Below are 24,626 nucleotides of genomic sequence, written 5' to 3' on the forward strand. Positions count from 1 at the left end.
CGCGCTGCGCTGCCTCGCCTTTACCGCCTATACAGAGGCCGGCAACCAGGGCACGCGCGGCATGGCGGCGGTGGTCTGGGTGGTGATGAACCGCATCGCCGTGGCCAATGATTTCGGCGACACGCCCTGCGAGGTGCTGGCCGACCCCGGCCAGTTCGAGCCGCTGTCGCGTCCGCGCTTCCGCGCCTTCGCCAAGGCCGTGCGCGCCGGCGCCATGCCGCAGTTCCCGCAGCCGCTCAGCGCCCAGGACGAGATCCTGCAGCGCACCGCGCGCCTGGTGGTCTGGCAGATGCTGGACGGCTATTTCGCCGACGACCCGACCGACGGCGCCCAGTATTTCTTCGCCCCGGCGGCGATGCGGGCGCTGGGCCGCGGCATGCCGGCCTGGGTCAACCGCTTCCGCCGCACCGCCTCGATCGGCGACCACGTCTTCTACCGGCCGAAGCGCGGCGGCTGATCGGCACCGCCCGGGGCGGCGGGGGGCTGGTCCGCCCGCCCGTCCGATCCATCTTATCTGCAGGCCGGGCCGATCGCGCCGGCCTGCCCTGAAATGGTCACGAATCTTCGCTGGTCCCGGCCCTTCGGCCGACCTAGAACGGACCTGATGGCCGCCACCGATTCCGCCTCTCCGCCGCCCTCCCTCGGCTCGGTCCTCCTGGCCGTGGCGCCGCTGCTGTTCAGCGCCGCCATCATGATCATGGGCAACGGGCTGTTCGGCACGCTGGTCGCGGTGCGTATGGACCTCGACGGCATCGATGTCGGCACTATCGGGCTGGTGCTGGCCTTCTATTCCGGCGGCTTCGCCCTCGGCACCCTGATCTGCCCGCGGATCGTGCTGCTGGTCGGCCATATCCGCACCTTCGCCGCCTTCGCCGCGATCGCCTCGGTCGTGGCGCTGCTGCACGCGCTGTGGCTCGATCCGATCGTCTGGGCGGCGCTGCGCTTCGTCACCGGCATCAGCATGGCGGTGCTGTTCACCATCATCGAGAGCTGGCTGAACGCCCGCGCGGTGAACGCCGTGCGCGGCCGGGTGATGTCCTCCTACATGGCGGTGAACTACACCGCCTTCGGCCTGTCGCAGCCCTGGCTGACGATCATGGACCCGGCCAGCTTCGCCCTGTTCTCGGTGGTGGCGATGCTGATCTCGCTGTCGCTGGTGCCGCTGTCGCTGACCCCGGTCGAGACGCCTCCGGTGATCAAGGTCAAGCGCTTCGGCCTGCGCGCCTTGATCGCGATCTCGCCGCTCGGCGTCGCCGGCTGCGTCTCGGTCGGGCTGATCAGCGCCGCCTTCTCCGGCATGGGGCCGGTCTATGCCCGCACCATCGACCCGTCGCCGGACTGGATCGCCAGCTTCATGATGACGGCGATCTTCGCCGGGTTCCTGCTGCAATACCCGGTGGGCCGGCTGTCCGACCGCTTCGACCGGCGCCAGGTGTTCCTCGGCATCACCATCGCGCTGGCCCTGATCAGCGCCGCGCTGGCGCTGTTCGGCGGCACCTCGATGACGCTGCTGCTGGTGCTGCTCGCCGCCTTCGGCGGGCTGTCCTACACCATCTATCCGCTCAGCCTCAGCCACGCGAACGACTTCATGACGCCGGAGCAGCTGGTGCCGGCCGCCGCCGGCCTGCTGCTGTGCTACGGCACCGGCGCGGTGGTCGGGCCGATCGCGGCGTCGCGGGTGATGCAGCTCCTGGGCCCCGACGGGCTGTTCGTCTGGACCGGCTCGGTCGCGGCGCTGCTGGCGCTGTTCACCGTCTACCGCATGACCCGCCGCGCGGCGAAGCCGAACCAGGAGCAGGGCAGCTTCGTCTCGGTGGCGCCGATGACGACGCCGGTGGCGGCCGAGCTCGACCCGCGCGCGCCGGACGAGACGCCGCCCACCCTGCGCGACGCCGCCTGAGGGGAACCGCCATGCCGCTCACCCGCCGCTGCCTGCTGACCATGCTTCCCGCCGTCGGCCTGGCCGCCGCTGGGATCGGCGGCGCGCGACGAGCGCAGGCGCAGGACCCGGTGTTCTTCCGGATTGGCACCGGCACCACCGGCGGCACCTATTTCCCGATCGGCGGCATCATCGCCGGTGCCATCTCCGGTCCCCCGGGCCTGCCGCCCTGCGGCAGCGCCGGCGGCAGCTGCGGCGTCTCCGGCCTGATCGCGGTGGCCCAGGCCAGCGCCGGCTCGATCGACAACATCCGGCGGATCCAGAATGGCGAGTTCGATTCCGGCCTGGCCCAGTCCGACGTCGCCTTCGCCGCTTATGCCGGCGAGGGACCGTTCGCCGGCGAGCCGCCGGTGACCAGCCTGCGCGCCATCGCCCATCTGTTCTCCGAATTCGTCCATGTCGTGGTGCCGGCGGACAGCCCGGTGCAGTCGGTGGCGGATCTCAAGGGCAGGCGCGTCTCGGTCGGCGCCGAAGGCTCCGGCACGATCTACGACATCCGCCTGATCCTGGCCGCCTACGGCCTGAAGCAGACGGATGTGACCGAGGTGTATGAGCGGCCGGAGCCCTCCGCCGACCTGCTGGCCGAAGGCGGGCTCGACGCCATGGTGATGACCGGCGGGCCGCCGCTCGGGGTGATCGCCGACCTGGCGCGGCGGCGGCCGATCCGGCTGCTGCCGATCGCGGGGCCGGAGGCCGAGGCGCTGATCGCCAAGGTACCGTTCTTCGCCCAGGAAGCGATCCCCGCCGGCCTCTATGACGGTGTCGCCGCAGAGGTGCCGGCCCTGTCGGTCGGGGCGATCTGGCTGGTGGCGGAGCGGATCGCCGAGCCCACGGTCTACGAGATCACCCGCGCCCTGTGGCAGAAATCGACCCTGGACCTGCTGGCGGCGGGCCATCCGCGCGGCAAGGAGGTCTCGATCGACGGCGCCGCGCGCGGCCTGGGCGTGCCGCTGCATCCCGGCGCCGCCCGCTATTACGCCGAGCACGCGGTGCTGAGCCTGCCGACCCAGGCGAAGCCCTGAGCCGAAGCGCGGCGGACCGGACGTCGCCGCGCATTCATCCAGTTGAAATATGCCCAGTTGAAATGGGCGGGCGGACCCCGTAGAACTTGCGGCACATCAGGAGTTGGGCACTGCCCGACGCCAACCTGCTTCCCGAGCAAGGTGGCGCCCCCGCGAGGGGGGATGTGGTCGAACCGACAACCAAACGGGTCCATCCACAATTCGGTCCTGCTCACGACACGCGGAACAGAACCGAATGCCGATCAAGATTCCGAACGACCTGCCCGCCCGGTCCGTGCTCGAAGCGGAAGGGGTCATGGTCATGCTCGAGGCGCAGGCGGTGCGGCAGGACATCCGGCCGATGCGGATCGGCCTGCTGAACCTGATGCCGAACAAGGTCAAGACCGAGACCCAGTTCGCCCGGCTGCTCGGCGCCTCGCCGCTGCAGGTCGAGCTGACGCTGGTCAAGATGACCAACCACGTCCCGCGCAACACGCCCAGCGACCACATCCTGTCCTTCTACCGCGACTGGGAGGACGTCCGGACCGAGAAGTTCGACGGCTTCATCGTCACCGGCGCGCCGGTCGAGACCATGCCGTTCGAGCAGGTGACCTACTGGGACGAGCTGCGCCGAATCTTCGACTGGACGCAGACCAACGCCCATGGCTGCTTCAACATCTGCTGGGGCGCCCAGGCGGCCGTGCATCATTTCCACGGCGTCCCGAAATATGCGCTGCCGCGAAAGATGTTCGGCGTGTACCGCCACCGCATCATCGAGCCGGCCTCGCCCTATCTGCGCGGCTTCTCGGACGATTTCACCATTCCCGTGTCGCGCTGGACCGAGACGCGGCGCGAGGACATCCCGCCCGAAAGCGGGATGAAGGTGCTGATGGAGTCGGACCAGGCCGGGCTGTGCCTGCTGGACGACCCGGCCCGCCGGTCGCTGCACATGTTCAACCATGTCGAGTACGACACCGACACGCTGGGCGACGAATATGCCCGCGACGTCGCCGCCGGCAAATCCATCGCCGTCCCGCATGACTATTTCCCGCAGAACGACCCGCGCCTGCGGCCCCAGAATCGGTGGCGCAGCCACGCCCATCTGCTGTTCGGCAACTGGATCAACCAGATCTACCAGACCACGCCCTACGAGGTCGGCGACATCGGCCGGGGCTAGCCGGGGGTTGGAGCCGGATGATTTTGGGCCGGATCAATCAGCCTATCGAACGAAGGAGCTGATTTTTTGCCTCTCCCGTTTACGGGAGAGGTCGGAGACGCGAAGCGGCTCCGGGTGAGGGGATTTTGTCGAGGCCGGGACCGGCCCTCACCCGGTCTCGCTGCGCGAGCCCGACCTCTCCCGCCAGGCGGAAGAGGCAACGCGTGAGGACGTTCGGCATCCTGTCTGACCGTGCCCGAATGCGCGGGCGTACCATCCCGCTCTAAAAGGTGAGCACCCAAGGCTCGGCCATCCCCGCCTCGACCCAGCGCCGCATCGCCGGCAGGGCCAGGACCGCGTCGGCATAGGCGCGGCAGGTGGGGTCGAGCGGCACCCGGTAGCGGTCGAATCGCAGCACGACCGGCGCGTACATGCAGTCGGCCGCGCCGAAGGCGCCGAACAGGAACGGGCCTTCGGTGCCGGCCGCCTCGCGGCACTGCCGCCAGATCGCGGCGACGCGGGCGATGTCGGCCTCGGCCGCGTCGCTGCGGGCCTGGCCTGGGTCGACCGGCGCCAGGTCCATCGGCAGCTCGTTGCGCAGGCCTGAGAAGCCGCTGTGCATCTCCGCCGCGATCGACCGCGCCAGCGCCCGCCGTGCCGGCTCGCTCGGCCACAGCGCCAGCTCCGGGAACCGCTCGGCCAGATATTCGAGGATCGCCAGGCTGTCCCAGACCGTGGTTCCGCCGTCGATCAGGGTCGGCACCTTGCCGCTCGGCGAATGGTGCAGGATCGCTTCCTTCGACCCGTCGCGGTAGAGCGGGATCAGGATCTCCTCGAAGGCGATGCCGTGATGTGCCAGGGCCAGCCACGGCCGCAGCGACCAGGAGGAGTAGCGCTTGTTGCCGATGACGAGGCGCATGGCGGTCCGATCCGGCTGAGGGGTTGGCAAGGGAAACGGGCTGGAGCATGGTGTGCCGCCCCGAGTTTCCGAACGCAAGAAGGCCTGCGCCGTGCTGCCGAATCTGGTCGATGCCGCCGAGGGAGAGACCGTCTCTCTGATCCCGCTCAGCAAGGCCGCGCTGGAGGGCTGGCGCGCCGCCGCGACGCCGGCGCAGCGGGCCTGGGCCGAGGCCAACGGCTTCGCCGCGGAATCGGGCCGCACCCTGGCGCTGCCGGGAGAGGGCGGGCGGGTCGATGCGATCCTGGTGGGAATCGATTCCGCGGCCGACCCTTGGGCCTTCGCCGGCCTGCCGACCGGGCTGCCGGTCGGCACCTACGCGCTGGATGATTCGGCCGAGCCGGCGACCGCCACCGCCGCCGCCCTCGGCTGGGCGCACGGCGGCTATCATTACGGCCGCTACAAGGGGCCGGAGCGGGTGTCGGCCAGGCTGGTCTGGCCGCGGGCCGCCGACCGCGCCGCGGTCGAGCGCACGGCCAGCGCCACCGCGCTGGTGCGCGACCTGGTCAACACCCCGGCCAACGACCTCGGCCCGGCCGAGCTGGCCGCGGCGGCCGAAGCGCTGGCCAAGGAGTTCGGCGCCCGCTTCAGCGTCATCACCGGCGACGAGCTGCTGTCCCGCAACTATCCGATGATCCACGCCGTCGGCCGCGCCTCCAGCCGGGCGCCGCGGCTGATCGACATCACCTGGGGCGACCCGTCGGCACCGAAGGTGACGCTGGTCGGCAAGGGCGTCGTCTTCGATTCGGGCGGCCTCGACCTCAAGGATGCCGGCAACATGCTGCTGATGAAGAAGGACATGGGCGGCGCCGCCCATGCCCTCGGCGTCGCCCGCATGGTGATGATGGCGCAGCTGCCGGTGCGGCTGCGCGTGCTGGTGCCGGCGGTCGAGAATGCGGTGTCCGGCGACGCCTTCCGGCCGATGGACGTCTATCGCAGCCGCAAGGGGCTGACGGTCGAGATCGGCAACACCGACGCCGAGGGGCGGCTGGTGCTGTGCGACGCGCTGGAGGAGGCGTCGTCGGAGACGCCCGAGATCATCGTCGACTTCGCCACCCTGACCGGCGCCGCCCGGGTCGCGCTCGGTACCGACGTGCCGGCGATGTTCTCGAATCACGACGCCACCGCCGACGCGTTGGCCGCGGCGTCGCGCCGGGTCGAGGACCCGCTGTGGCGCCTGCCGCTGTGGCAGCCCTACAACCGGCTGCTGAAATCCGGCATCGCCGACATCAACAACGCCCCCGACACGCGTTTCGGCGGGGCCATCACCGCGGCCCTGTTCCTCGAGCGCTTCGTGGCCCCGGGCGTGCCGTGGGTGCATATCGACCTCTACGCCTGGAACGGCGCCGACCGTCCGGGCCGGCCGAAGGGCGGCGAGGCGATGACGATGCGGGCCGTCTACGCCCTGCTGGAGGAGCGGTTTGGAGGCCGGCGCTGATTCGATCGACCGTATCGCCGTCGCCGGGGACGAAAGCGGCATGACCGTCGCGCTGACCTCGCTTCAGGCGTTGGAGCTGTGGCGCCACGCCCTGACCGCGGCGGTCCGGCGCGAGGCGCCGGACCTGTCGTCGCGGCAGATCGCGCTCTTGCTCACCATCTACCTGACCCCGGCGCCGCACACGGTGCGCGGCCTGTCCTCGACCCTGCAGATCTCCAAGCCGGCGGTGACCCGCGCGCTCGACCGGCTGGGCGAGCTCAGCCTGACCCGCCGCACCGTCGACCCGGCCGACCGGCGCAACGTGCTGATCGAGCGGACCGAGGCCGGCCAGGCCTATCTCGACGGCTTCGCCGATCTGGTGCGCCAGGCCGCCAGCATGATCGGCGCGGCGGCGTGAGCGAGATCGACCGCAACCTGGTGCCCTGGCGGCCGGACCTGGCGGCCGAGAGCCTGCGCGGCGTCCATCCGGCGGAGCGCTATGCCGCCGGCACGCTGCACCAGGCGGTCCGCGGCATCGTGCCGATGCGCGCGGCGCCCGACGCGGCGCGCGGCCAGGCGACCGAGATGCTGCATGGCGAGACCATCACGGTCTACGAGGTCAGGGACGGCTGGGCCTGGGGCCAGCTCGCGACCGACGGCTATGTCGGCTATGTCGAGGCGGCGGCCCTGTCCGACCGGATCGCGGCGCCGACCCACCGGGTCCGGGCCTTCCGCGCCTTCCTCTATCCGGGGCCGGACTTCAAGCGTCCGCCGGTCCGCGCGCTGAGCTTCCGCAGCCCGGTCGAGGTGGTGGAGACCGAGAAGGGCTATGCCCGGATCCGCGAGGCCGGTGAGCCGGGCGGCTGGCTGCCGGAGGTGGCGCTCGGGCCGCTCGACGCGGTCGAGCCCGACGCGGTGGCGACGGCGCAGCGCTTCCTCGGCGTGCCCTATCTCTGGGGCGGCCGCTCCAGCCTCGGCATCGACTGCTCCGGCCTGGTCCAGCTCGCCTGCGCCGCGGCCGGCCATGTCATCGAGCGCGACACCTACCGCCAGGTGCAGACCGCGGCGACGCTGGTCGGGACGGATGAGGGCGCCGGGCTGCGGCGCGGCGACCTGGTCTATTTCCCCGGCCATGTCGGTCTGATGGTCGACGGCGAGACCCTGATCCACGCCAATGTCCGGGCCGCCTGCGTCTCGCTCGACCCGGTGCGCGAGGTCGCGGCCCGCGTCACGACGGAGGAGGGCAGGGGGATCGTCGCGGTGCGGCGGTTCGAGCGGTAAGTCCCCGTCTGCGGCTCTCAAAGCCAAAACCCTGTTTCGTCATCCCCGCGAAGGCGGGGATCTCCTCGGTGTCGACTCGGGATGAGATTCCCGCTTTCGCGGGAATGACGACGAAAGGGAGGGGCGGCGATACGCGGTCCGCAGCCCTTGACCCTTATCCCTCTCGCTTGCCGGCACACTTCACCTGCGCGGCGCGTTCCCGGCGCCACCTCGCCGAGACATCCTCCTGCGGGATGCGCTTTTTGCTGGGATCGTCGGCCTCGCGCATACCCTGCTCGACCTCGGCGTGAAACCAAGCGTCGTGCTCTCGCATGGAGCGCAGTTGCGCTTCTGATAGGGGGCGATCCTTCACGGTCCTATTCTAATACCCCCGCGACCGGTCGACCACATCCTCCATCGGCTCGCCGCGCTCGAAGCGGGCGATCTGTTCGGCCAGGCGCAGCGTCGCATACTTGGCGTTGTTGTTGGCGGCGACGTGCGGGGTCAGCACGACCTTCGGATGGATCCAGAACGGGTGGTCGTCCGGTAGCGGCTCGGTCCGGAACACGTCCAGCACCGCGCCGGCGAGATGGCCGGAATCGAGCGCCGCGATCAGGTCGGCATCGACCAGGTGATGGCCGCGCCCGGCATTGATCACCCAGGCGCCGCGCGGCAGGGCGGCGAACAGCCGGCGGTCGAGGATGTTCTCGGTCTCCGCCGTCAGCGGGAGCAGGCAGACCAGGGTCTCGGATTGCGCCAGGAAGGCGTCGAGCTGCGCCGCGCCGGCGAAGCCCTCCACCCCCTCGGCCGCCTTGGGCGTGCGGCTCCAGCCCGCCACCTGGAAGTTCAGCGCCTTCAGTGCCCGCGCCACGGCACCGCCCAGCGTGCCGAGGCCAAGGATGCCGACGGTGACGTCGCGCGCCAGTCGCTGGTCGTGCTGCGCCCACACCCCGGCGGCCTGCTGGGCGCGGTAGGTCCGGGCCTGGCGGTGGATCGCCAGCACCTGCTCGGCCACGAACTCGACCATGCCCTCGGTCAGGCTGAGATCGACCATGCGCACCAGTGGCACGTCGGCCGGCAGGGTCGGGTCGCGCAGCATGGCGTCGATGCCGGCGCCGAGCGAATAGATCACCTTGAGGTTGGGCAGCCCCGCCAGCATTCCGGCCGGCGGCTTCCAGACGATGGCGTAGTCGATCTCGGCCGGGTCGCCGATCTCGGGCCAGACCCGCACCTCCAGCGCCGGCATCGCCGCGCGCAGCGCCGGAAGCCACTGGGCGGGGTCGTCGGTGGCCGAGGCGAAGACGGCGACGGGCATTTGGCAATTCTCCGGGTCAGCGTTCGAGGCGACCCTACGAGATACCGACCCGCCATTGCGAGCCCCGAACGGAGATCGGAGCCTTGTGATACCGAAAATATTTTGTTGAAATAAAATATAATCACATAATTTTCGTAATACCAAAGAATTTATCTCCGCTGATGACAAGCCGCGAGGGAAGTCTTATCTCATTTCAGTGGTCATTTTTGCCGGGCGCTGCTCCCCGCCGCCCGGCCCGGCAAAGGGGAAGAGGCTCATGCCCGACACCGCCCTGGCGCGGAAGGCCGACGCGATCGCGTTCGACAGGAACGCCGAGGTGTTCGCGTTGATGCGCGACTCCGCCGCCGTCCTGGCGCGGCAGGAGCCGATCCTGGCGCCGGTCGTCGAACGCATCGTGCTCGGCGCCGCCGATTTCAGCGATGCGCTCGCCCGCCTGCTGGCCACCAAGCTGGAATGCGACACCGCCTGCCACGACCGGCTGCTGGCGCTGGCGACCGAGGCGATGCGGGCCGACCCGGCGATCGCGGCCCACGCCGTGCTCGACCTCGACGCCATCAAGGACCGCGACCCGGCGGCGCGCAACCACCTGACACCGTTCCTGTTCTTCAAGGGCTTCCACGCGCTGCAATGGCACCGGGTCGGCCACTGGCTGCTCGGCCAGGGGCGCCATGCGCTCGCCAGCTTCCTGCAGAGCCGGGTGTCCGAGAGCCTCGCGGTCGACATCCACCCGGCCGCCCGGATCGGCTGGGGGCTGCTGATCGACCACGGCACCGGCGTCGTCATCGGCGAGACTGCGGTGGTCGGGAACGACGTCTCGATCCTGCACGGCGTCACCCTCGGCGGCACCGGCAAGGAAAGCGGCGACCGCCATCCCAAGGTGCGCGACGGCGTGCTGATCGGCGCCGGCGCCAAGATCCTCGGCAACATCGAGATCGGCGAGGGCGCCAAGATCGGCGCCGGCAGCGTGGTGCTGACCGCCGTGCCGCCGCACCGGACCGCGGTGGGCAACCCCGCCCGCATCGTCGGCTCGTGTTCGGAGCCGCTGCCCGCCCTCACCATGGACCACTCGATCCCGGTCCCGCCCGGCATCGACTTCGTCATCTGACGACATCGGGTTAGGCTCTCCTCCCTCCGCGCCGCGGAGAGGGGGAGGGCCGCCATGACCGACAGCTTCGATCTCGACGCCTATCTGCGCCGCATCGGCCATGACGGGCCGGTGGCGCCGGACCTCGCGACGCTGCAGGCGCTGGTCTTCCGCCACGCCTGCACCATCCCGTTCGAGAATCTCGACCCGGTCCTGGACCGCCCGCCGCTGCTCGACCCCGCCGCGCTGCAACGCAAGCTGGTGCAGGGCGGCCGCGGCGGCTACTGCTTCGAGCAGAACCTGCTGCTGCGCCAGGCGCTGCTCGCCCTCGGCTTCCGGGTGATCGCCCACACGGCGAGGGTGCTGTGGGGCCAGGCGGAGGACCATGTCAGCCCGCGCAGCCACATGCTGCTGCAGGTCGTGCTCGACGACGGGCCGCGCATCGTCGATGTCGGCTTCGGCGGCCAGACCCTGACCGGCGTGCTGCGCCTCGAGCCCGGGATCGAGCAGCCGACGCCGCACGAGCCCTTCCGGCTGGTTCCGGTCGACCGCGACCTCAAGCTGCAGGCGAAGACGGGGGAGGAGTGGCGGTCGCTGTACCGCTTCGACCTGCAGGAGCAGTGGCCGGTCGATTACGAGGCGGCCAACTGGTACCTCGCCACCCATCCGGGCTCGCATTTCGTCACCGGCCTGATCGCCGCCTGGGCACAGCCGGGGGCCCGCCACGCCCTGCGCAACGCCGACTACGCCGTGCACCGGCTGGACGGCGGCACCGAACGCCGGACCCTCGCGGATGCCGCCGAGGTGAAGTCCGTGCTGGCCGAGGTGTTCGGCCTGGCGCTGCCGGACGGCCTCGACCAGGTCTTGGCGCGGCTGCTTACGCCCCGGTGACCCAGTCGAACAGCAGCTTGACGTTCAGCACGATGATCACCGCCGAGACCAGCCAGGCCGTCCATTTCAGCCAGGCCGGGTTGGCGAAGCCGCCCATCTTGGCCCGGTCGCTGGTGAAGGCGACCAGCGGCACCACGGCGAAGGGCAACTGCAGGCTCAGCACCACCTGGCTCAGCACCAGCAACTGGGCGGTGCCGCTCTCGCCGTAAAGGGCGGTGACGATCACCGTCGGCACGATGGCGATGCCGCGGGTGATCAGCCGCCGCAGCCAAGGCTTCAGCCGGATCGAGAGGAAGCCCTCCATCACGATCTGCCCGGCCAGGGTGGCGGTGATGGTCGAGTTCTGGCCGGAGGCGAGCAGCGCCACCGCGAACAGCGTGCTGGCGATGCCGACGCCCAGCATCGGCGTCAGCAGCTGGTAGGCGTCCTGGATCTCGGCCACGTCGGTGCGGCCGGCGGTGTGGAAGGTGGCGGCGGCCAGGATCAGGATCGCGGCGTTGATGAACAGCGCGACCATCAGCGCCACGGTCGAATCGATGGTGGCGAAGCGGATCGCCTCGCGCTTGCCGGTCTCGGTCCGGTCATAGGCCCGGGTCTGCACGATCGAGGAGTGCAGATAGAGGTTATGCGGCATCACCGTCGCCCCGATGATGCCGATGGCGATGTACAGCATCTCCGGGTTGGTGACGATCTCGGGCGAGGGGATGAAGCCGCGGGCGATCTCGGCGATCGCCGGCTGGGCCAGGATCAGCTCGACCGCGAAGCAGAGGCCGATCACCAGCATCAGGCCGATGATGAAGGCCTCGAGATGCCGGAAGCCGCGGTTCTGCAGGTACAGCACCACCATGACGTCGAGCGCGGTCAGCACCACGCCCCACAGCAGCGGGATGCCGAACAGCAGCTGCAGCGCGATCGCGGTGCCGATCACCTCGGCCAGGTCGCAGGCGACGATCGCGACCTCGCACAGGAACCACAGGGCCATGGCGACGGGCTTGGGATAATGGTCGCGGCAGGCCTGGGCCAGGTCGCGCCCGGTGACGATGCCCAGCTTGGCCGACAGCGCCTGCAGCAGGATCGCCATCACGTTCGACAGCAGGATGACCGACAACAGCGTGTAGCCGAAGGCCGAGCCGCCGGCCAGGTCGGTCGCCCAGTTGCCCGGATCCATGTAGCCGACGGCGACGAGATAGCCGGGGCCCACGAAGGCGAACAGCTTGCGCAGCCAGCCTACGCCGACCGGCACCGCGATGCTGCGGTGCGCCTCGGGCAGGCTGGGGGCCGTGGGATTCGTGCGCCAGCCGGAACCGGCGGCGCTGCCTTGCTGGGCAATGTCCTGGGCCGCGATGTCGCTTCTCATCATCCGCGCTCGTTTCTCTCCGCTGCCGCGCAGCGGCCGAAGGTCGTTTGCCGATTCGATCTCCCCGTCCTGTATAATGTAGCCACGGCTACATTCTTGGCAAGCGTCATCACCTTGTCATTTTCCGGCCTGCCGGTATGATGCGCCGCAACCGCGCCGGCCTTGAGGGACCGCAGCACCGCGACCCCGATTCAGCAATGGAGCCGGAAGGCATTCGGCTCCGAAGGACAGACGAGAGATGACGGAACAGGATCGTCCTTCCGACACCGGGCTGCAGGCCGCGGGGTTCAGCCGGGTGCGCCAGGCCCGGCAGACCGAGACGGCCGAAGACTATGTCGAGATGATCGCCGAGCTGATCGACAGCCAGGGCGAGGCGCGGATCGTCGAGCTGGCGGAGCGGTTCGGCGTGGCCCATGCCACGGTGAACAAGACCATCGCCCGGCTGCAGCGCGAGGGGCTGGTCAGCGCCCGGCCCTACCGTTCGATCTTCCTGACCGATGCCGGGCGCGAGATGGCCGATTCGTGCCGCCGGCGCCACCGTATCGTGGTCGAATTCCTGAAGTCGATCGGGGTCAGCGACGAGGCGGCGGAGATCGACGCCGAGGGCATCGAGCACCATGTCAGCGCCGAGACCCTGGCCGCCTTCGAGCGCGTGGTGACGATGAAGGCCTGAGGCTGGGCCGATCAGGATTCCGGTGCGGTCGCCGACGGCGCTGTTCCGGCGGCCGCGGCCTTCACCGCATCGATGAAGGCGCGCAGGGCGGGGGCCATCTGGCGCTGCTGCGGATAGCACAGGAACAGCCCGGGAAAGGTCGCGGACCAGCGTTCCAGCATCGGCACCAGCCGGCCCGCGGCAATGTCGCCGGCCACGGTCTGCTCGACCGGGAAGGCGATGCCGATGCCCTGCAGGGCCGCGCGCCGCGCCATCTCCTTGTCGTTGACGATCAGGGGGCCGTCGACCGCGACTGAGAACCAGCCGCCATCCTCGAAGAACTCCCAGGCATAGGGCGTGGCGCGCCCCGGCCAGCGCCAGCGGATGCAGCGGTGTTGCACCAGGTCGCGCGGATGCTCCGGCCGGCCCTGGGCGGCCAGATAGCCGGGGGATGCCACCGCGACCTGGCGCATCGCCGGGCCCAGACGGAGCGCGACCATGTCCCGCTCGATCACCTCGCCGATGCGGATCGCGGCATCGAAGCCGCCGGCGACGATGTCGGTCACCTCGTCGTCGAGGGTGATGTCGAGCACGACGTCCGGGCAGGACCGGGCGAAGTCGGCCAGGATCGGCTGGATGAAGGATTCGGCGGCCGAACGGAAGGCGTGGATCCGCACCGTGCCGGCCGGGCGCTCGCGATAGCGCCGCACCTGGCCGATCGCCTGGCTCAGCTCCGATACCACGGGCCGCACCCGGTGCAGCAGGTTCTCGCCGGCATCGGTCAGCGCCACGCTGCGCGTGGTCCGGTTCAGCAGCCGCACCCCGACGCGCTCCTCGAAGCCGCGCACCATCTGGCTGAGGGCCGAGGGCGAGACGCCGAGCATCTCCGCCGCCCGGCTGAAACTGAGCAGGTCGCCGACGGCGACGAAAGCCCGCAGTTGGTTGTAGTCGCTGCCCGACAACAGGGAATCCATGGCCCAATGAACCGCTTTTAAGCCCAGCTTACAAGCGCTGTCAGGATGCCGTGCATTCTGAAGACCGGTGGCTGGGCCTATCTCGGGGGTCGCACAAGGAGACCTTTCATGAAGACCTGGTTCATCACCGGCATTTCGCGCGGCCTCGGGCTCGCGCTGGCCAGGGCGGCGCTGGCGGGCGGGGACACCGTCATCGGCACCGTCAGAAGCGGCGTGTCAGACCTGCCGGCCGGGGCGGGGACGCTTCACACCCTGACCGTCGACCTCGCCGACGGTGCCGCGGCGGAGGCGGCCGTCGAACGGGCCTTCGCCCTGGCGGGCCGCGTCGACGTGATCGTCAACAATGCGGGCTACGGCCTGCTCGGCGCCGTCGAGAAGGCCGGCGACGCCGACGTGGCCCGGCTGTTCGCCGTCGATGTGTTCGCGCCGTTCCGCATCATCCGCGCGGCCCTGCCCCATCTGCGGGCCCAGGGCTCGGGCCACATCGTCAACATCACCTCGATCGCGGGCCGGGCACCCGGCCCCGGCTCCGGCCTGTATGCGGCGGCGAAGCATGCGCTGGAAGGGCTGAGCGTGGGCCTGGCGCAGGAGGTCGCGCCCCTCGGCATCAACGTGACCGCGGTGGCGCCGGGCGCCTTCCGGACCGATTTCCTCTCCACGCATTCGATCCGCAAGAGCGAGGCGGAGGACGCGGCCTACGCGGGCAGCGTCGGACGCAGCGCGGCCGCGTTCGACTCCATGGCAGGGAAGCAGCTCGGCGATCCCGATCGGGCCGCCCGGGCCATTCTCGCGGCCGTCCGCGCGGACAATCCGCCGCTGCACCTGCTGCTGGGAAGCGATGCCCTGCAGCGCGCCCAGACCAAGCTCGACGCGCTGACTGAGGAGATGAAGCGCTGGGAAGACGTAACCCGCAGCACTGATTTCCCGGCCAAGCCGGCCTGAGATCCGCGGATGCGAGGGTGGTGGCCGTCAGGCCGCCTTCCTCGCCTCGACATATTCGGCCGACTGCATCTCCATCAGCCGGCTCTCGGTGCGGGCGAATTCCAGCGCCTGGCTGTCGCCGGCATAGAGTTGGGTGACCGGCACCTCGGCCGCGATCACCACCCGGCGGCGGGCCTCGTACAGGCTGTCGATCAGCACGATGAAGCGCTTCATCTCATGGCGCTTGGCCTCGGTGAAGCGCGGCACGCCCTCGATGATCACGGTGTGGAAGGCGTCGGCCAGGGTCAGGTAGTCGGCGGCGCCCAGCGGCCGGGCGCACAGCGCGTCGAAGTCGCACCAGGCCATGCCCTTGGCGGCGCGCGGCACCTCCAGCGTGCGGGCGCCGGGGACGGGCAGGATGACGGAGGTGCCCTCGGCGCCGTCGGTCAGGTCGGCGAACAGGTCGGCCAGCGCACGGTGCGCCATGGCGCCGAGCGGCGAGTGGTAGACCGGCCGGCCGCGCAGCCGGTCCAGCCGATAGTCCCGGCCGCCGTCCAGCTGCACCACCTCCAGCTTCTTCTTGATCATGGCGATGAAGGGCAGGAAGCGGTCGCGCTGCAGCCCGTCCTTGTACAGGTCGTCCGGCGGCCAGTTCGAGGTCGCGACCACGATGACGCCGAGCCCGAACAGCGCCTGGAACAGCCGGCCCAGGATCATGGCGTCGGCGATGTCGACGACGTGGAACTCGTCGAAGCACAGCAGCCAGGCCTCGGCGGCGATGCGGCGGGCCAGCGGCGGGATCGGGTCGGCGCTGTCGCCTTCGGCAGCGGCGCCCGACTGGCGCCATTCATGGATGCGCTGGTGCACCTCGAGCATGAAGGCGTTGAAATGCACCCGGCGCTTCCGCGGCACCGGCGTGGTCTCGAAGAACAGGTCCATCAGCATGGACTTGCCGCGCCCGACGCCGCCCCAGAAGTACAGCCCGCGCGGCGGGTCGATCGCCGGCTTCTTCTTGCCGAAGCCGAGGCGGGACAAGAGGCCGTTGCTCTCCGGCTCGGGCGGGGTGTAGCTGCGCAGCTGTCGGTGCAGCCGCTGCAGCCTTTCGACCGCCGTGGCCTGGGCGGGGTCGGCCCGCAGCACGCCCTCGGCGATCCGGCGGCGGTAGCGGGCAAGCGGCTCGTCATCTTGCGCTGCAACATCGGGCATGGCGAGCGTGCTTAACCCAAGCCCCGGCGAAATGCCAGACAAGGCGGCGCATCCCTGGGCTGTAGCGATAGCGCGTCAGGCCGCGCGCAGGTCCAGCTGGACCCGGCGCTCGATCAGGGCGAAGCCGGCGCGCTCATAGACCCGACAGGCGGCCGGGTTCAGGTCGTTGGTGGCCAGCAGCGCCGTGGCCACGCCCTCCGTCTGGAGCGCCGCCAGCAGACCGGACACTATCCGGCCGGCCAGGCCCTCGCCGCGACGGGCGGGGTCGACCAGGAAATTGCCGATCATCGCCCGGCTTCCGGCGCGGGCGAGGACACCGCCGGCGGCGACCGGGCGGCCATCCTCGACGATCGCGACGAAGGGCAACTCCAGCATCCAGGCGGAGAATACCGTCGCCGGGTAATGCGCGGCGTAGAAGCGGCGCAGCGGCTTCAGCTCGCCAGGCCCCATCCGCCGGCAGGCCGGATCAGGCTCCGGGAGGTCGGCGAGCGGCCGGGCGTAGAAGCGCAGCCCGTCCTCCAGCGCCAGCCTGTCGCGGCAGGCTGGGCGCAGGCGTTCAGTCTGGTCCAACGTCAGATGCAGCTCCAGAGGCCGCGGATCGGCGGTCAGCGACAGAAGGGCGGCGTCGCCGACGCTGCCGACCGGGGTGTAGACCGACAGCCCGTCGAAATCGATGCCCAGGACGGCGCCCTCCGGCTCCAGCCGCACCGACCGGCTGCGGTCGCCCGCGGCGGCGTCGAGAGCCGCGTCCCAGTACAGCGCGAACACCGGGTGGCCGGCCACCAGGGCGCCGACCTGCGCCCGCTCCGCGCGGGACAGGCCGGCGACCGGGCGGAAGCCGGTCACACCACCCGGATGTTCTTGAACTGCCAGGGATCCTCCGGGTCGATGTCCTCGGCGAAGAGCTGGCCGCGGCCCTGCAGCGGGTTCCAGTCGGTGAAGGCGCCGGCCAGCTCGCCGAGATAGGGTGCCGCCACCTGCAGCACCCGCTCGTGGTCCATCTCCTCGGGCTCGACCAGCCCGCGATCCGGGTTCTCGATCGCCCAGACCAGCCCGCCCAGCACCGCCGCCGTCACCTGCAGGCTGGTGGCGTTGTTGTGCGGCGCCAGCTCGCGCGCCTCGCCGATGGTCAGGCGCGAGCCGTACCAATAGGCGCCTTTGGCGTGGCCGGCCAGCATGACGCCCAGCTCGTCCATGCCCTCGGTGATCTCGTCCATCATCAGCCGCTTGTTCGGCTGCAGCTCGTAGTTGCGGCCGGCGAATTCATGCACCGACAGCACCGCGTCGTCCGACGGGTGGTAGGCGTAGTGCACGGTCGGCCGGTATTCCGGCTGGGCACCGGACCCGACTGTCAGGTAGTCGGCCAGCGAGATCGCCTCGTTGTGGGTGATCAGGAAGCCGTGGATCGGTCCGGCCAGCGGGGTCCAGGTCCGCACCCGGGTCGCGGCGCCGGGGCGGGCCAGCCAGATCGCCGCCTGCGACCCCGCGGCATGCCGGTTGCCATCGGCCGGGAAGTGGCGCTCATGGCTGCCCCAGCCCAGCTCGGCCGGCTGGCAGCCCTCGCCGACGAAGCCGTCGATCGACCAGGTGTTGACGAACTCGCCCGGCTTCTTCGGGAAACGGGCGACCTGGGTGTCGCGCTCGGCGACATGGATCACCTTGACCCCCAGCGTCTTGGCCAGGCCCGCCCAGCCGGCGCGGTCGGCCGGCACCGGCGGCTCGAAGCCGGTCGCGGACGCGATATTGAGCAGGGCGCGCTTGACGAAATGCGAGACCAGGCCGGGATTGGCGCCATGGGTCAGCACCGCCGTCGGCGCGCCGGGGTTGCGGCCCAGCGCCAGCGCCGCCTCGCGCAGCGCATAGTTCGACCGGTCGGCCGGGCCGAGATTGGGGTCGGTGTAGCCGCCCAGCCAGGGCTCGATGCAGGTGTCGATGTAGAGCGCCCCGCGCTCCCGCGCCAGCTCGATCAGCGCCACCGAGGAGACGTCGACCGAGAGGTTGACCAGGGCGTCGCCCGGGCCGAACAGGGGTTCGAGCAGTGTCCGGTAGTTGCCGCGCGTGACCGGTTCATGGATGAAGCGGACGCCGTACAGTTCCGCCTCTTTCTGGCCCCTCGTCTCTGCCGTCACGATGGTGACGCGGTCGGGGGTCAGGGTCAGGTGCCGCAGCAGCAGCGGCAGCACGCCCTGGCCGATCGAGCCGAAACCGACCATGAGGATGCGGCCGGTGAAGGGTGTGCGCGCGGGTTTTGCCATTTAGAAGGACACTCCTCGAGTGTGTTGCGTGCAGGATCGCTCCGTGAGGTGGGCAGACCGTGGGGTGACTGGGCGGTTGATAAGAAAAAAGCGCTGGGGTCACCAGCGCTTTTTTGTGACGTTTCTTGCAGCGCTACGCGGGGGTCAGCCGGCCCGTTCCAGCATCAGCTTCTTGATCTCGCCGATCGCCTTGGCGGGATTCAGCCCCTTCGGGCAGGTCTTGGTGCAGTTCATGATGGTGTGGCAGCGATAGAGGCGGAACGGGTCCTCCAGCGCGTCCAGCCGCTCGCCGGTCATCTCGTCCCGGCTGTCGGCGATCCAGCGATAGGCCTGCAGCAGCACCGCCGGGCCGAGATATTTGTCGCCGTTCCACCAGTAGCTCGGGCAGCTGGTGGTGCAGCAGAAGCACAGGATGCACTCGTACAGCCCGTCCAGCTTCTCGCGCTCCTCCGGGCTCTGCCGGCGCTCGCGGTCGGGCGGCGGCGGGCTTTCGGCCTGCAGCCAGGGCTTGATCGACGCGTATTGCGCGTAGATGTGGGTCAGCTCCGGCACCAGGTCCTTCACCACCGGCATGTGCGGCAGCGGATAGATCTTGACGTCGCCCTGGACCTCCTCGATCGGCTTGAGGCAGGCCAGGGTGTTGGTGCCGTCGATATTCATCGCGCAGGACCCGCAGATGCCCTCGCGGCAGGACCGCCGGAAGGTCAGGGTCGAGTCGATGTCGTTCTTGATGTGGATGATCGCGTCCAGGACCATCGGCCCGCAACGCGCCAGATCGATCTCGTAGGTGTCGAGCCGCGGATTCTCGTCGGTGTCCGGGTCCCAGCGGTAGATCTTGAAGGTCCGCGGCTTCTTGATCTCGCCGGAGACGCGGATGGTCTTGCCGGGCTGGACCTTGGAATTGCGGGGCAGGGTGAATTCGGCCATGTCGTCCTCAGTACACCCGCGCCTTGGGCGGGAAGCTCTGGACTTCGTTGGTCATCGGCTGGAGATGGACCGGGCGGTAGTCGATGCGGGTCTTGCCGGCCTCGTCGATCCAGACGACGCTGTGTTTCATCCAGTCGACGTCGTTGCGGTCCGGGAAGTCCTCGCGGGCATGGGCGCCGCGGCTCTCCTCGCGGTTGACGCCGGAGCGGATGGTGGTCACGGCGTTGATCATCAGGTTCTCGAGCTCCAGCGTCTCCACCAGATCCGAGTTCCAGATCAGCGACTTGTCGTCGACGCCCAGGCCCTGCTGCTTGTCCCAGGTGACGTCCATCTTCTCGCAGCCCTCGGCCATGGTCTGGCCGGTGCGGAAGACGGCGGCGTCGTTCTGCATCGTCCGCTGCATCTCGAGGCGCAGGTCGGCGGTGCGGACCTCCTGCTTGCCATGGCGCACGCGGTCCAGCCGGTTCAGTGCGAACTGGCCGGCATCGGCCGGCACCGGCTTGTGCGTCTGGCCGGGCTTGATCAGCTCGGCGCAGCGGATGGCGGCGGCGCGGCCGAACACCACGAGGTCGAGCAACGAGTTCGAGCCCAGCCGGTTGGCGCCGTGCACCGAGACGCAGGCGGCCTCGCCGATCGCCATCAGCCCCGGCACCACGCGGTTCGGGTCGGCCGCGGTCGGGTTGACCACTTCGCAATGCACGTTGGTCGGCACGCCGCCCATGTTGTAGTGCACCGTCGGCAGGACCGGGATCGGCTCCTTGGTCACGTCGACGCCGGCGAAGATCTTGGCGCTCTCGGCGATGCCGGGCAGGCGGTGGTGGATGATGTCGGCGTCGAGATGCTCGACATGCAGGTGGATGTGGTCCTTGGTCGGGCCGACGCCGCGGCCCTCGCGGATCTCGATCGTCATCGACCGGCTGACCACGTCGCGCGACGCCAGGTCCTTGGCCGAGGGGGCATAGCGCTCCATGAAGCGCTCGCCCTCGCTGTTGGTCAGGTAGCCGCCCTCGCCGCGCACGCCCTCGGTGATCAGGCAGCCGGCGCCGTAGATGCCGGTCGGGTGGAACTGCACGAACTCCATGTCCTGCAGCGGCAGGCCGGCCCGGGCGGCCATGGCGCCGCCGTCGCCGGTGCAGGTGTGGGCCGAGGTGCAGGAGAAATAGGCGCGGCCGTAGCCGCCGGTCGCCAGCACCGTCTGGTGGCCGAAGAAGCGATGGATCGTGCCGTCGTCCAGGTTCCAGGCGACGACGCCGCGGCAGGCGCCTTCCTCATCCATGATCAGGTCGATGGCGAAGTACTCGACGAAGAACTCCGCCTCGTGCTTCAGCGCCTGCTGGTACAGCGTGTGCAGCATGGCGTGGCCGGTGCGGTCGGCCGCGGCGCAGGTGCGGTAGGCGCGGCCCTTGCCGTATTCGGTGGTCATGCCGCCGAAGGCGCGCTGGTAGATCTTGCCCTCCTCCGTGCGGCTGAAGGGCATGCCGTAATGCTCGAGCTCGATGATCGCCGGGATCGCCTCGCGGCACATGTACTCGATCGCGTCCTGGTCGCCGAGCCAGTCGGAGCCCTTGACGGTGTCGTACATGTGCCAGCGCCAGTCGTCCGGCCCCATGTTGCCGAGCGCGGCGGAGACGCCGCCCTGGGCCGCGACGGTGTGGCTGCGGGTCGGGAAGACCTTGGTGATGCAGGCGGTCTTCAGCCCCTTCTCGGCCATGCCGAAGGTGGCGCGCAGGCCGGCGCCGCCGCCGCCCACCACGACCACGTCGTAGAAATGATCGATGAAGCTGTAGGACGCAGGCATGGGGTTATCCCAGGATGGCGATCTTGAGGATGGAGACGGTCATCGCCGCCCCCAGGAACAGGGCCAGGCCCTTGGTCGCCAGGTCGGCGACCAGCTTAGTGTAGTGGCCGTGGACGTAGTCCTCATAGACCTCGGTCAGGCCATTGGCGGCGTGATGCAGGCCGATGGCGATGAACAGGATGAACAGGGCGGCGTTGACCGGATGGGCCAGCCAGGCCCGGACCTCCGGCAGCGGCGACCCGAGATGCGCGATCACCGCGATCACGAACCAGATGGTCAGCGGGATCAGCGCCAGCGCCGTGACGCGCAGGCCGCGCCAATGGGCGAAGCCGGCCTTGGCGGAGCCGAGGCCGCGGGCATGGGCCAGCGGGTTGCGCAGGGAAACGGGCTTGGTCGTCATCACCACACCACCAGGCCGATGATCCAGGCCAGCACGGTCAGCACCGCGGTGGCGATCAGCACGGCATAGCCGCTCTTGTGCATGGTCGGCAGGTCGTAGCCCCAGCCGGCGTCCCAGGCCAGGTGCCGGATGCCGGCGCAGAGATGGTAGAACAGCGACGCCGTCCAGCCGAACAGCATCAGGAGGCCGAGCCAGGAGCCGAGGAACCATTGCGCCGCCTCGAAGGCCTCGGGGCCGGCGGCCGCTGCGATCACCCACCAGGCCAGCAGCAGGGTGCCGATGGACAGGGCGATGCCGGTGCCGCGATGGAAGATCGAAAGCGCGCTCGAGATCTGCGGACGGTAGATCTGCAGATGGGGCGAAAGTGGCCTCGGCCGTTTCTGAGGAACTGCCTCGGAGGCGGACATGCGGATTTACTCCGATGCGCAAATGGACATCAGGCGCGGGTCGCGATCGAGCCTGAACGGGTCGGGGAGTGACTTACGCGCCGCACTGCAGCAAGTCAACGAACAGGCCAATAGTTTCAAGCAGATGCGAGCCATTCGCAACTGGCCGGGATTGGGCCGGAACCTCTACGCGCCGCTGCGTTCGGCGATGGCACGGTGCATCGCCACCACCCGCTCCGCATCGCTGACATGCAGCGCCTCGACCAGCCGGCCGTCGACCACGGTGACGCCCTGGCCGGCCGTCAGCGCCGCGGCATGGGCGGCGATCACGCGCAGCGCGGTCTCCACCGCCTCGGTGCTCGGTGCGAAGGCGGCGTTGGCGGCGGCGAGAGTCTTCGGATGGATCAGCGACTTGCCGTCGAAGCCCAGCGCCGCGCCCTGGCGGCACGATTCGGCGAAGCCGGCCTCGTCGTCGAGATCGAGATGGACGCCGTCGATCACCGCCAGGCCGTAGGCGCGGCCGGCCAGCAGGCACAGGCCCAGCGCGGTCAGCAGCGGCTGCCGCCCGGGCTCATGCGCCGCGCGCAAATCCTTGGCCAGGTCCGAGGTGCCGAGAATCAGCCCGGCCAAGCGGCCCCCAGCTTGGCGCGACGAGGACCCGGCGATGGCGGCGGCGTTCAGCACGCCGAGCGGCGTTTCGATCATGCACCACAGCGCCAGGGCTTTTGGCGCGCCGGACTCCGTCAGGGCGGCTTCGGCCGCCTGCACAGCCTCCGGCCGTTCGACCTTGGACAGGACGACGCCGTCGGCGCCACTGCCGGCCAAGGCGGCCAGGTCGTCGGCGCCCCAGGGCGTGTCGGCGGCGTTGGCGCGGACCAGCACCTCGCGCGGCCCCCAGCCGCCGGCGCTGACCGCGGCCACGACGCGCTCGCGCGCCGCCACCTTGGCGTCCGGCGCGACCGCGTCCTCCAGGTCCAGGATCAGCCCGTCCGCGTCCAGCGTGCGCGCCTTGTCCAGCGCGCGGGGGTTCGAGCCGGGGACGTAGAGCAGCGAGCGGCGGGGGCGGATGGTCATGGCACCTCACTCCGAAACGGGTTCCGGATCGTCAGGCCGTCGATCGTCTGGCCGTCCTGCATGTCCTCGGAATAGAGAATCCGGCACTTCGCCTGGAGCGCTGCGGCGATGATCAGCGCGTCGTAGATATTCGCGCCCTGCCGCTCCGCAATCCGCAGCGCGGCCTCATGGGTCTCGACCGTGACCGGTTCCGCCGGCGCGCAGAGGGCGCGAATGGCGGACAACGCCTCGGTGATCTCGTCCCAGGACAAGCCCAGCTTGCGCCAGGCGACCGACGTGAACTCGTTCAGCACCTGCACGTTGATCATGCCGCCGGCCGCCAGCAGCGCTTCGGCGGTCGCGGCCCGCCGGTCGTCGCTGGCGATCGCGTAGAGCAGGATGTTGGTGTCGAAGAACGCTTCAGCGCTCATTCGCTTCGTCGCGATCAAAGCGGAAGCCGGGCGGCAGCGGCCGTCGCAGCCGGCGCAATCGGTCCAGCGCCTGCTGCCGGCTGCGGTCGCGCTCGACCAGGAAGGCGCGGTCGGCGGCGATGCGGATCTCGATCTCGTCGCCTTCCTTCAGCTCCAGCGCCTCGACGACGGCCGAAGGCAGCCGCACCGCGAGGCTGTTGCCCCATTTCGCCACGCGCATGGCATCACCATTGATATACGTTGTCTTCGTATATCATATAGGGCCTTCGTCGGCCATCCCGACAGCGTGAATCGCACCCGTGACCGCCGTCACATTCGATTCACGGAAGGCGGCGTAGACAGATCTTGGGCCTCGAGCCCGAGGGCAAGGTCATGATGCTTCGCACGATCATCTGGGTGTACGGCGTACTCGTTCTGATCGGCTTCTACATGGGCTCGACGCCCATCTGAGCCGACGCGATACGGACGATACAGTTCGGCCGTCCCGCCGACATTCCCCCGATACACTCAGCGTGTAGTCTCCCCTGCATCGGATGCCGCCACCGGCGGCGCGAGGGAGGGGGCTATGGTGCTGCGGACGGTGCTGTGGGGGGTTACGGCGTGATGGTCCTGCTGGGCCTCTATTCGGGCGCCGTGCCGGTCTGATCCGCCTCACGCGGATCCGGCCTTGCCGCGATCCAGATAATAGCGCAGCAGCGCAACCGAGCTGTCGTCGTCCCATTCGGCGGCGCCTTCCTGGCGGCCGACCACAGTGCCGTCGCGGTCGATCAGCAGCGTCGTCGGCAAGCCCCGGGCGCCGAACGTCGCCGGCGACCGGCCGCCCGGGTCGAGATAGGGCGCCAGCGCGCCGATCTTGTTGGCGGCGAAGAAGGGCTGCACCTTGGCCAGCCCCTCGCGGTCGATCGACAGCGCCAGCACGGTGAAGTCGGCGCCCCCCAGCTTCGCCTGCAGCCGGTCCAGCGCCGGCATCTCCTTGACGCAGGGGGCGCACCAGGTCGCCCACAGATTGACCAGCACCACCTTGCCCTTGAAGTCGACGAGACGAAGGGTGTTGCCCGCGGCGTCGGAGAAGGTAATCTCCGGTGCCGGCTCAGGCCGGTCGGCCAGGACGAAGCTGGCGACGGTGCCGCCCAAGGGCGGCCGGCCCTCCGGGGCTCGCTGCGTCCACCAGGCCGCGCCCGCCGCCAGCAGCAGCGCCAGGCCGGCCACGCCCGCGGCGATCGTTGCTCTCTTCCTCATCCGGTC

27 protein-coding genes and 1 riboswitch are annotated in these 24,626 nt (G+C 69.9%); of the genes, 11 read left to right on the forward strand and 16 right to left on the reverse strand.

The window, feature by feature from the left end:
* The 4 genes from FFK22_RS22085 to metA all read left to right on the forward strand — a co-directional run.
* On the forward strand, positions 1 to 457 hold a 457-nt coding region (locus FFK22_RS22085), incomplete at its 5' end, for a cell wall hydrolase (RefSeq protein WP_143956858.1).
* A gap of 147 nt (positions 458 to 604) precedes the next feature.
* Complete coding sequence (locus FFK22_RS22090; protein WP_186002583.1) at positions 605 to 1,900, forward strand: MFS transporter; 1,296 nt, start codon at positions 605 to 607, stop codon at positions 1,898 to 1,900.
* Positions 1,901 to 1,911: 11 nt separating this feature from the next.
* Positions 1,912 to 2,961: a TAXI family TRAP transporter solute-binding subunit gene (locus FFK22_RS22095; protein ID WP_221938768.1), complete on the forward strand. Its 1,050-nt coding sequence runs from the start codon at positions 1,912 to 1,914 to the stop codon at positions 2,959 to 2,961.
* Positions 2,962 to 3,049: 88 nt separating this feature from the next.
* A riboswitch (SAM-I-IV-variant riboswitch) is annotated at positions 3,050 to 3,155 on the forward strand.
* 41 nt (positions 3,156 to 3,196) lie between these two features.
* Positions 3,197 to 4,117, forward strand: a complete 921-nt coding sequence (gene metA, locus FFK22_RS22100; protein WP_138889200.1) for a homoserine O-succinyltransferase — start codon at positions 3,197 to 3,199, stop codon at positions 4,115 to 4,117.
* A gap of 262 nt (positions 4,118 to 4,379) precedes the next feature.
* On the opposite strand, the gene FFK22_RS22105 is transcribed toward metA, so the two are convergent.
* Positions 4,380 to 5,015 carry a glutathione S-transferase family protein gene (locus tag FFK22_RS22105; RefSeq protein ID WP_138889199.1) on the reverse strand — a complete coding sequence of 212 codons (636 nt, stop codon included), beginning with the start codon at positions 5,013 to 5,015 and terminating at the stop codon, positions 4,380 to 4,382.
* 52 nt (positions 5,016 to 5,067) lie between these two features.
* Between FFK22_RS22105 and FFK22_RS22110 the strand changes: the two genes are divergently transcribed.
* Genes FFK22_RS22110 through FFK22_RS22120 form a run of 3 tightly spaced genes read left to right on the forward strand, consistent with a single transcriptional unit; the run spans position 5,068 to position 7,752 of the window.
* On the forward strand, positions 5,068 to 6,492 hold the full coding sequence (locus tag FFK22_RS22110) for a M17 family metallopeptidase (RefSeq protein WP_221938769.1): 1,425 nt from the start codon (positions 5,068 to 5,070) through the stop codon (positions 6,490 to 6,492).
* Positions 6,493 to 6,532: 40 nt separating this feature from the next.
* On the forward strand, positions 6,533 to 6,889 hold the full coding sequence (locus FFK22_RS22115; protein ID WP_138889233.1) for a MarR family transcriptional regulator: 357 nt from the start codon (positions 6,533 to 6,535) through the stop codon (positions 6,887 to 6,889).
* Positions 6,886 to 7,752, forward strand: a complete 867-nt coding sequence (locus FFK22_RS22120; RefSeq protein WP_138889198.1) for a C40 family peptidase — start codon at positions 6,886 to 6,888, stop codon at positions 7,750 to 7,752. The genes FFK22_RS22115 and FFK22_RS22120 overlap by 4 nt, the downstream gene beginning before the upstream one ends.
* A gap of 154 nt (positions 7,753 to 7,906) precedes the next feature.
* Here the strand turns inward: FFK22_RS22120 and FFK22_RS22125 are convergent, their stop codons facing one another.
* Together FFK22_RS22125 and FFK22_RS22130 are read right to left on the reverse strand one after the other, a co-directional pair.
* A complete protein-coding gene (locus FFK22_RS22125) occupies positions 7,907 to 8,104 on the reverse strand; it encodes a hypothetical protein (protein ID WP_138889197.1) in 198 nt (65 codons plus the stop codon).
* Between the two features lie 9 nt (positions 8,105 to 8,113).
* Complete coding sequence (locus tag FFK22_RS22130; RefSeq protein ID WP_138889196.1) at positions 8,114 to 9,046, reverse strand: glyoxylate/hydroxypyruvate reductase A; 933 nt, start codon at positions 9,044 to 9,046, stop codon at positions 8,114 to 8,116.
* Between the two features lie 256 nt (positions 9,047 to 9,302).
* Here FFK22_RS22130 and cysE point away from each other — a divergent pair, with 256 nt between their 5' ends.
* Positions 9,303 to 10,151 carry a serine O-acetyltransferase gene (cysE, locus tag FFK22_RS22135; RefSeq protein WP_138889195.1) on the forward strand — a complete coding sequence of 283 codons (849 nt, stop codon included), beginning with the start codon at positions 9,303 to 9,305 and terminating at the stop codon, positions 10,149 to 10,151.
* A gap of 54 nt (positions 10,152 to 10,205) precedes the next feature.
* Entirely contained in the window at positions 10,206 to 11,021 is an 816-nt protein-coding gene (locus FFK22_RS22140) for an arylamine N-acetyltransferase (RefSeq protein WP_138889194.1), read from the forward strand.
* Here FFK22_RS22140 and FFK22_RS22145 read toward each other — a convergent pair.
* On the reverse strand, positions 11,008 to 12,381 hold the full coding sequence (locus tag FFK22_RS22145; RefSeq protein WP_306770151.1) for an Nramp family divalent metal transporter: 1,374 nt from the start codon (positions 12,379 to 12,381) through the stop codon (positions 11,008 to 11,010). The two genes, FFK22_RS22140 and FFK22_RS22145, sit on opposite strands and share 14 nt — an antisense overlap.
* Before the next feature lie 235 nt (positions 12,382 to 12,616).
* Between FFK22_RS22145 and mntR the strand changes: the two genes are divergently transcribed.
* Positions 12,617 to 13,051, forward strand: a complete 435-nt coding sequence (gene mntR, locus FFK22_RS22150; protein ID WP_138889192.1) for a manganese-binding transcriptional regulator MntR — start codon at positions 12,617 to 12,619, stop codon at positions 13,049 to 13,051.
* 11 nt (positions 13,052 to 13,062) lie between these two features.
* On the opposite strand, the gene FFK22_RS22155 is transcribed toward mntR, so the two are convergent.
* Complete coding sequence (locus tag FFK22_RS22155) at positions 13,063 to 14,004, reverse strand: LysR family transcriptional regulator (RefSeq protein WP_138889191.1); 942 nt, start codon at positions 14,002 to 14,004, stop codon at positions 13,063 to 13,065.
* Positions 14,005 to 14,112: 108 nt separating this feature from the next.
* On the opposite strand from FFK22_RS22155, the gene FFK22_RS22160 reads away from it, so the two are divergent.
* Entirely contained in the window at positions 14,113 to 14,946 is an 834-nt protein-coding gene (locus FFK22_RS22160) for an SDR family NAD(P)-dependent oxidoreductase (protein WP_138889190.1), read from the forward strand.
* Positions 14,947 to 14,973: 27 nt separating this feature from the next.
* Here FFK22_RS22160 and zapE read toward each other — a convergent pair whose 3' ends face one another.
* From zapE to FFK22_RS22215, 11 genes are all read right to left on the reverse strand, one after another.
* The gene (gene zapE, locus FFK22_RS22165) at positions 14,974 to 16,131 is read right to left on the reverse strand and encodes a cell division protein ZapE (protein ID WP_138889189.1); all 1,158 of its coding nucleotides are present in this window, start codon (positions 16,129 to 16,131) and stop codon (positions 14,974 to 14,976) included.
* A 75-nt stretch (positions 16,132 to 16,206) separates the two neighbouring features.
* Positions 16,207 to 16,977 carry a GNAT family N-acetyltransferase gene (locus FFK22_RS22170; RefSeq protein ID WP_138889188.1) on the reverse strand — a complete coding sequence of 257 codons (771 nt, stop codon included), beginning with the start codon at positions 16,975 to 16,977 and terminating at the stop codon, positions 16,207 to 16,209.
* Positions 16,974 to 18,386 carry a homospermidine synthase gene (locus FFK22_RS22175; protein ID WP_138889187.1) on the reverse strand — a complete coding sequence of 471 codons (1,413 nt, stop codon included), beginning with the start codon at positions 18,384 to 18,386 and terminating at the stop codon, positions 16,974 to 16,976. Before FFK22_RS22175 ends, FFK22_RS22170 begins: the two co-directional genes overlap by 4 nt.
* Positions 18,387 to 18,530: 144 nt before the next feature.
* Positions 18,531 to 19,313, reverse strand: a complete 783-nt coding sequence (locus FFK22_RS22180) for a succinate dehydrogenase iron-sulfur subunit (protein WP_138889186.1) — start codon at positions 19,311 to 19,313, stop codon at positions 18,531 to 18,533.
* 7 nt (positions 19,314 to 19,320) lie between these two features.
* Positions 19,321 to 21,111 carry a succinate dehydrogenase flavoprotein subunit gene (gene sdhA, locus FFK22_RS22185; protein WP_138889185.1) on the reverse strand — a complete coding sequence of 597 codons (1,791 nt, stop codon included), beginning with the start codon at positions 21,109 to 21,111 and terminating at the stop codon, positions 19,321 to 19,323.
* Positions 21,112 to 21,115: 4 nt separating this feature from the next.
* Positions 21,116 to 21,511: a succinate dehydrogenase, hydrophobic membrane anchor protein gene (gene sdhD / locus FFK22_RS22190; RefSeq protein WP_138889184.1), complete on the reverse strand. Its 396-nt coding sequence runs from the start codon at positions 21,509 to 21,511 to the stop codon at positions 21,116 to 21,118.
* A complete protein-coding gene (gene sdhC / locus FFK22_RS22195; RefSeq protein WP_138889183.1) occupies positions 21,511 to 21,918 on the reverse strand; it encodes a succinate dehydrogenase, cytochrome b556 subunit in 408 nt (135 codons plus the stop codon). The genes sdhD and sdhC overlap by 1 nt, the downstream gene beginning before the upstream one ends.
* A gap of 165 nt (positions 21,919 to 22,083) precedes the next feature.
* The gene (locus tag FFK22_RS22200; protein WP_138889182.1) at positions 22,084 to 22,971 is read right to left on the reverse strand and encodes a CoA ester lyase; all 888 of its coding nucleotides are present in this window, start codon (positions 22,969 to 22,971) and stop codon (positions 22,084 to 22,086) included.
* Positions 22,968 to 23,399, reverse strand: a complete 432-nt coding sequence (locus FFK22_RS22205) for a PIN domain-containing protein (protein WP_221938770.1) — start codon at positions 23,397 to 23,399, stop codon at positions 22,968 to 22,970. Before FFK22_RS22205 ends, FFK22_RS22200 begins: the two co-directional genes overlap by 4 nt.
* A complete protein-coding gene (locus FFK22_RS22210) occupies positions 23,371 to 23,601 on the reverse strand; it encodes an AbrB/MazE/SpoVT family DNA-binding domain-containing protein (protein WP_138889181.1) in 231 nt (76 codons plus the stop codon). The genes FFK22_RS22205 and FFK22_RS22210 overlap by 29 nt, the downstream gene beginning before the upstream one ends.
* A 431-nt stretch (positions 23,602 to 24,032) precedes the next feature.
* Positions 24,033 to 24,620, reverse strand: coding sequence for a TlpA disulfide reductase family protein (locus FFK22_RS22215; RefSeq protein WP_138889180.1), 588 nt, complete (start codon positions 24,618 to 24,620; stop codon positions 24,033 to 24,035).
* Positions 24,621 to 24,626: the final 6 nt, after the last annotated feature.

The sequence above is a fragment of the Mycobacterium sp. KBS0706 genome (assembly GCF_005938675.2).
In the GTDB taxonomy this organism is placed as follows: domain Bacteria; phylum Pseudomonadota; class Alphaproteobacteria; order DSM-16000; family Inquilinaceae; genus Inquilinus.

Coding starts and splice junctions, on each gene's coding strand:
- FFK22_RS22155 (WP_138889191.1), bottom strand. CDS start 14,004: ATGGATTCCCTGTTGTCGGGCAGCGACTACAACCAACTGCGGGCTTTC.
- FFK22_RS22145 (WP_306770151.1), bottom strand. CDS start 12,381: ATGATGAGAAGCGACATCGCGGCCCAGGACATTGCCCAGCAAGGCAGC.
- FFK22_RS22180 (WP_138889186.1), bottom strand. CDS start 19,313: ATGGCCGAATTCACCCTGCCCCGCAATTCCAAGGTCCAGCCCGGCAAG.
- FFK22_RS22175 (WP_138889187.1), bottom strand. CDS start 18,386: ATGGCAAAACCCGCGCGCACACCCTTCACCGGCCGCATCCTCATGGTC.
- metA (WP_138889200.1), top strand. CDS start 3,197: ATGCCGATCAAGATTCCGAACGACCTGCCCGCCCGGTCCGTGCTCGAA.
- FFK22_RS22105 (WP_138889199.1), bottom strand. CDS start 5,015: ATGCGCCTCGTCATCGGCAACAAGCGCTACTCCTCCTGGTCGCTGCGG.
- FFK22_RS22215 (WP_138889180.1), bottom strand. CDS start 24,620: ATGAGGAAGAGAGCAACGATCGCCGCGGGCGTGGCCGGCCTGGCGCTG.
- cysE (WP_138889195.1), top strand. CDS start 9,303: ATGCCCGACACCGCCCTGGCGCGGAAGGCCGACGCGATCGCGTTCGAC.
- FFK22_RS22160 (WP_138889190.1), top strand. CDS start 14,113: ATGAAGACCTGGTTCATCACCGGCATTTCGCGCGGCCTCGGGCTCGCG.
- FFK22_RS22210 (WP_138889181.1), bottom strand. CDS start 23,601: ATGCGCGTGGCGAAATGGGGCAACAGCCTCGCGGTGCGGCTGCCTTCG.
- mntR (WP_138889192.1), top strand. CDS start 12,617: ATGACGGAACAGGATCGTCCTTCCGACACCGGGCTGCAGGCCGCGGGG.
- sdhD (WP_138889184.1), bottom strand. CDS start 21,511: ATGACGACCAAGCCCGTTTCCCTGCGCAACCCGCTGGCCCATGCCCGC.
- FFK22_RS22090 (WP_186002583.1), top strand. CDS start 605: ATGGCCGCCACCGATTCCGCCTCTCCGCCGCCCTCCCTCGGCTCGGTC.
- FFK22_RS22200 (WP_138889182.1), bottom strand. CDS start 22,971: ATGACCATCCGCCCCCGCCGCTCGCTGCTCTACGTCCCCGGCTCGAAC.
- FFK22_RS22140 (WP_138889194.1), top strand. CDS start 10,206: ATGACCGACAGCTTCGATCTCGACGCCTATCTGCGCCGCATCGGCCAT.
- sdhC (WP_138889183.1), bottom strand. CDS start 21,918: ATGTCCGCCTCCGAGGCAGTTCCTCAGAAACGGCCGAGGCCACTTTCG.
- FFK22_RS22095 (WP_221938768.1), top strand. CDS start 1,912: ATGCCGCTCACCCGCCGCTGCCTGCTGACCATGCTTCCCGCCGTCGGC.
- sdhA (WP_138889185.1), bottom strand. CDS start 21,111: ATGCCTGCGTCCTACAGCTTCATCGATCATTTCTACGACGTGGTCGTG.
- FFK22_RS22130 (WP_138889196.1), bottom strand. CDS start 9,046: ATGCCCGTCGCCGTCTTCGCCTCGGCCACCGACGACCCCGCCCAGTGG.
- FFK22_RS22115 (WP_138889233.1), top strand. CDS start 6,533: ATGACCGTCGCGCTGACCTCGCTTCAGGCGTTGGAGCTGTGGCGCCAC.
- zapE (WP_138889189.1), bottom strand. CDS start 16,131: ATGCCCGATGTTGCAGCGCAAGATGACGAGCCGCTTGCCCGCTACCGC.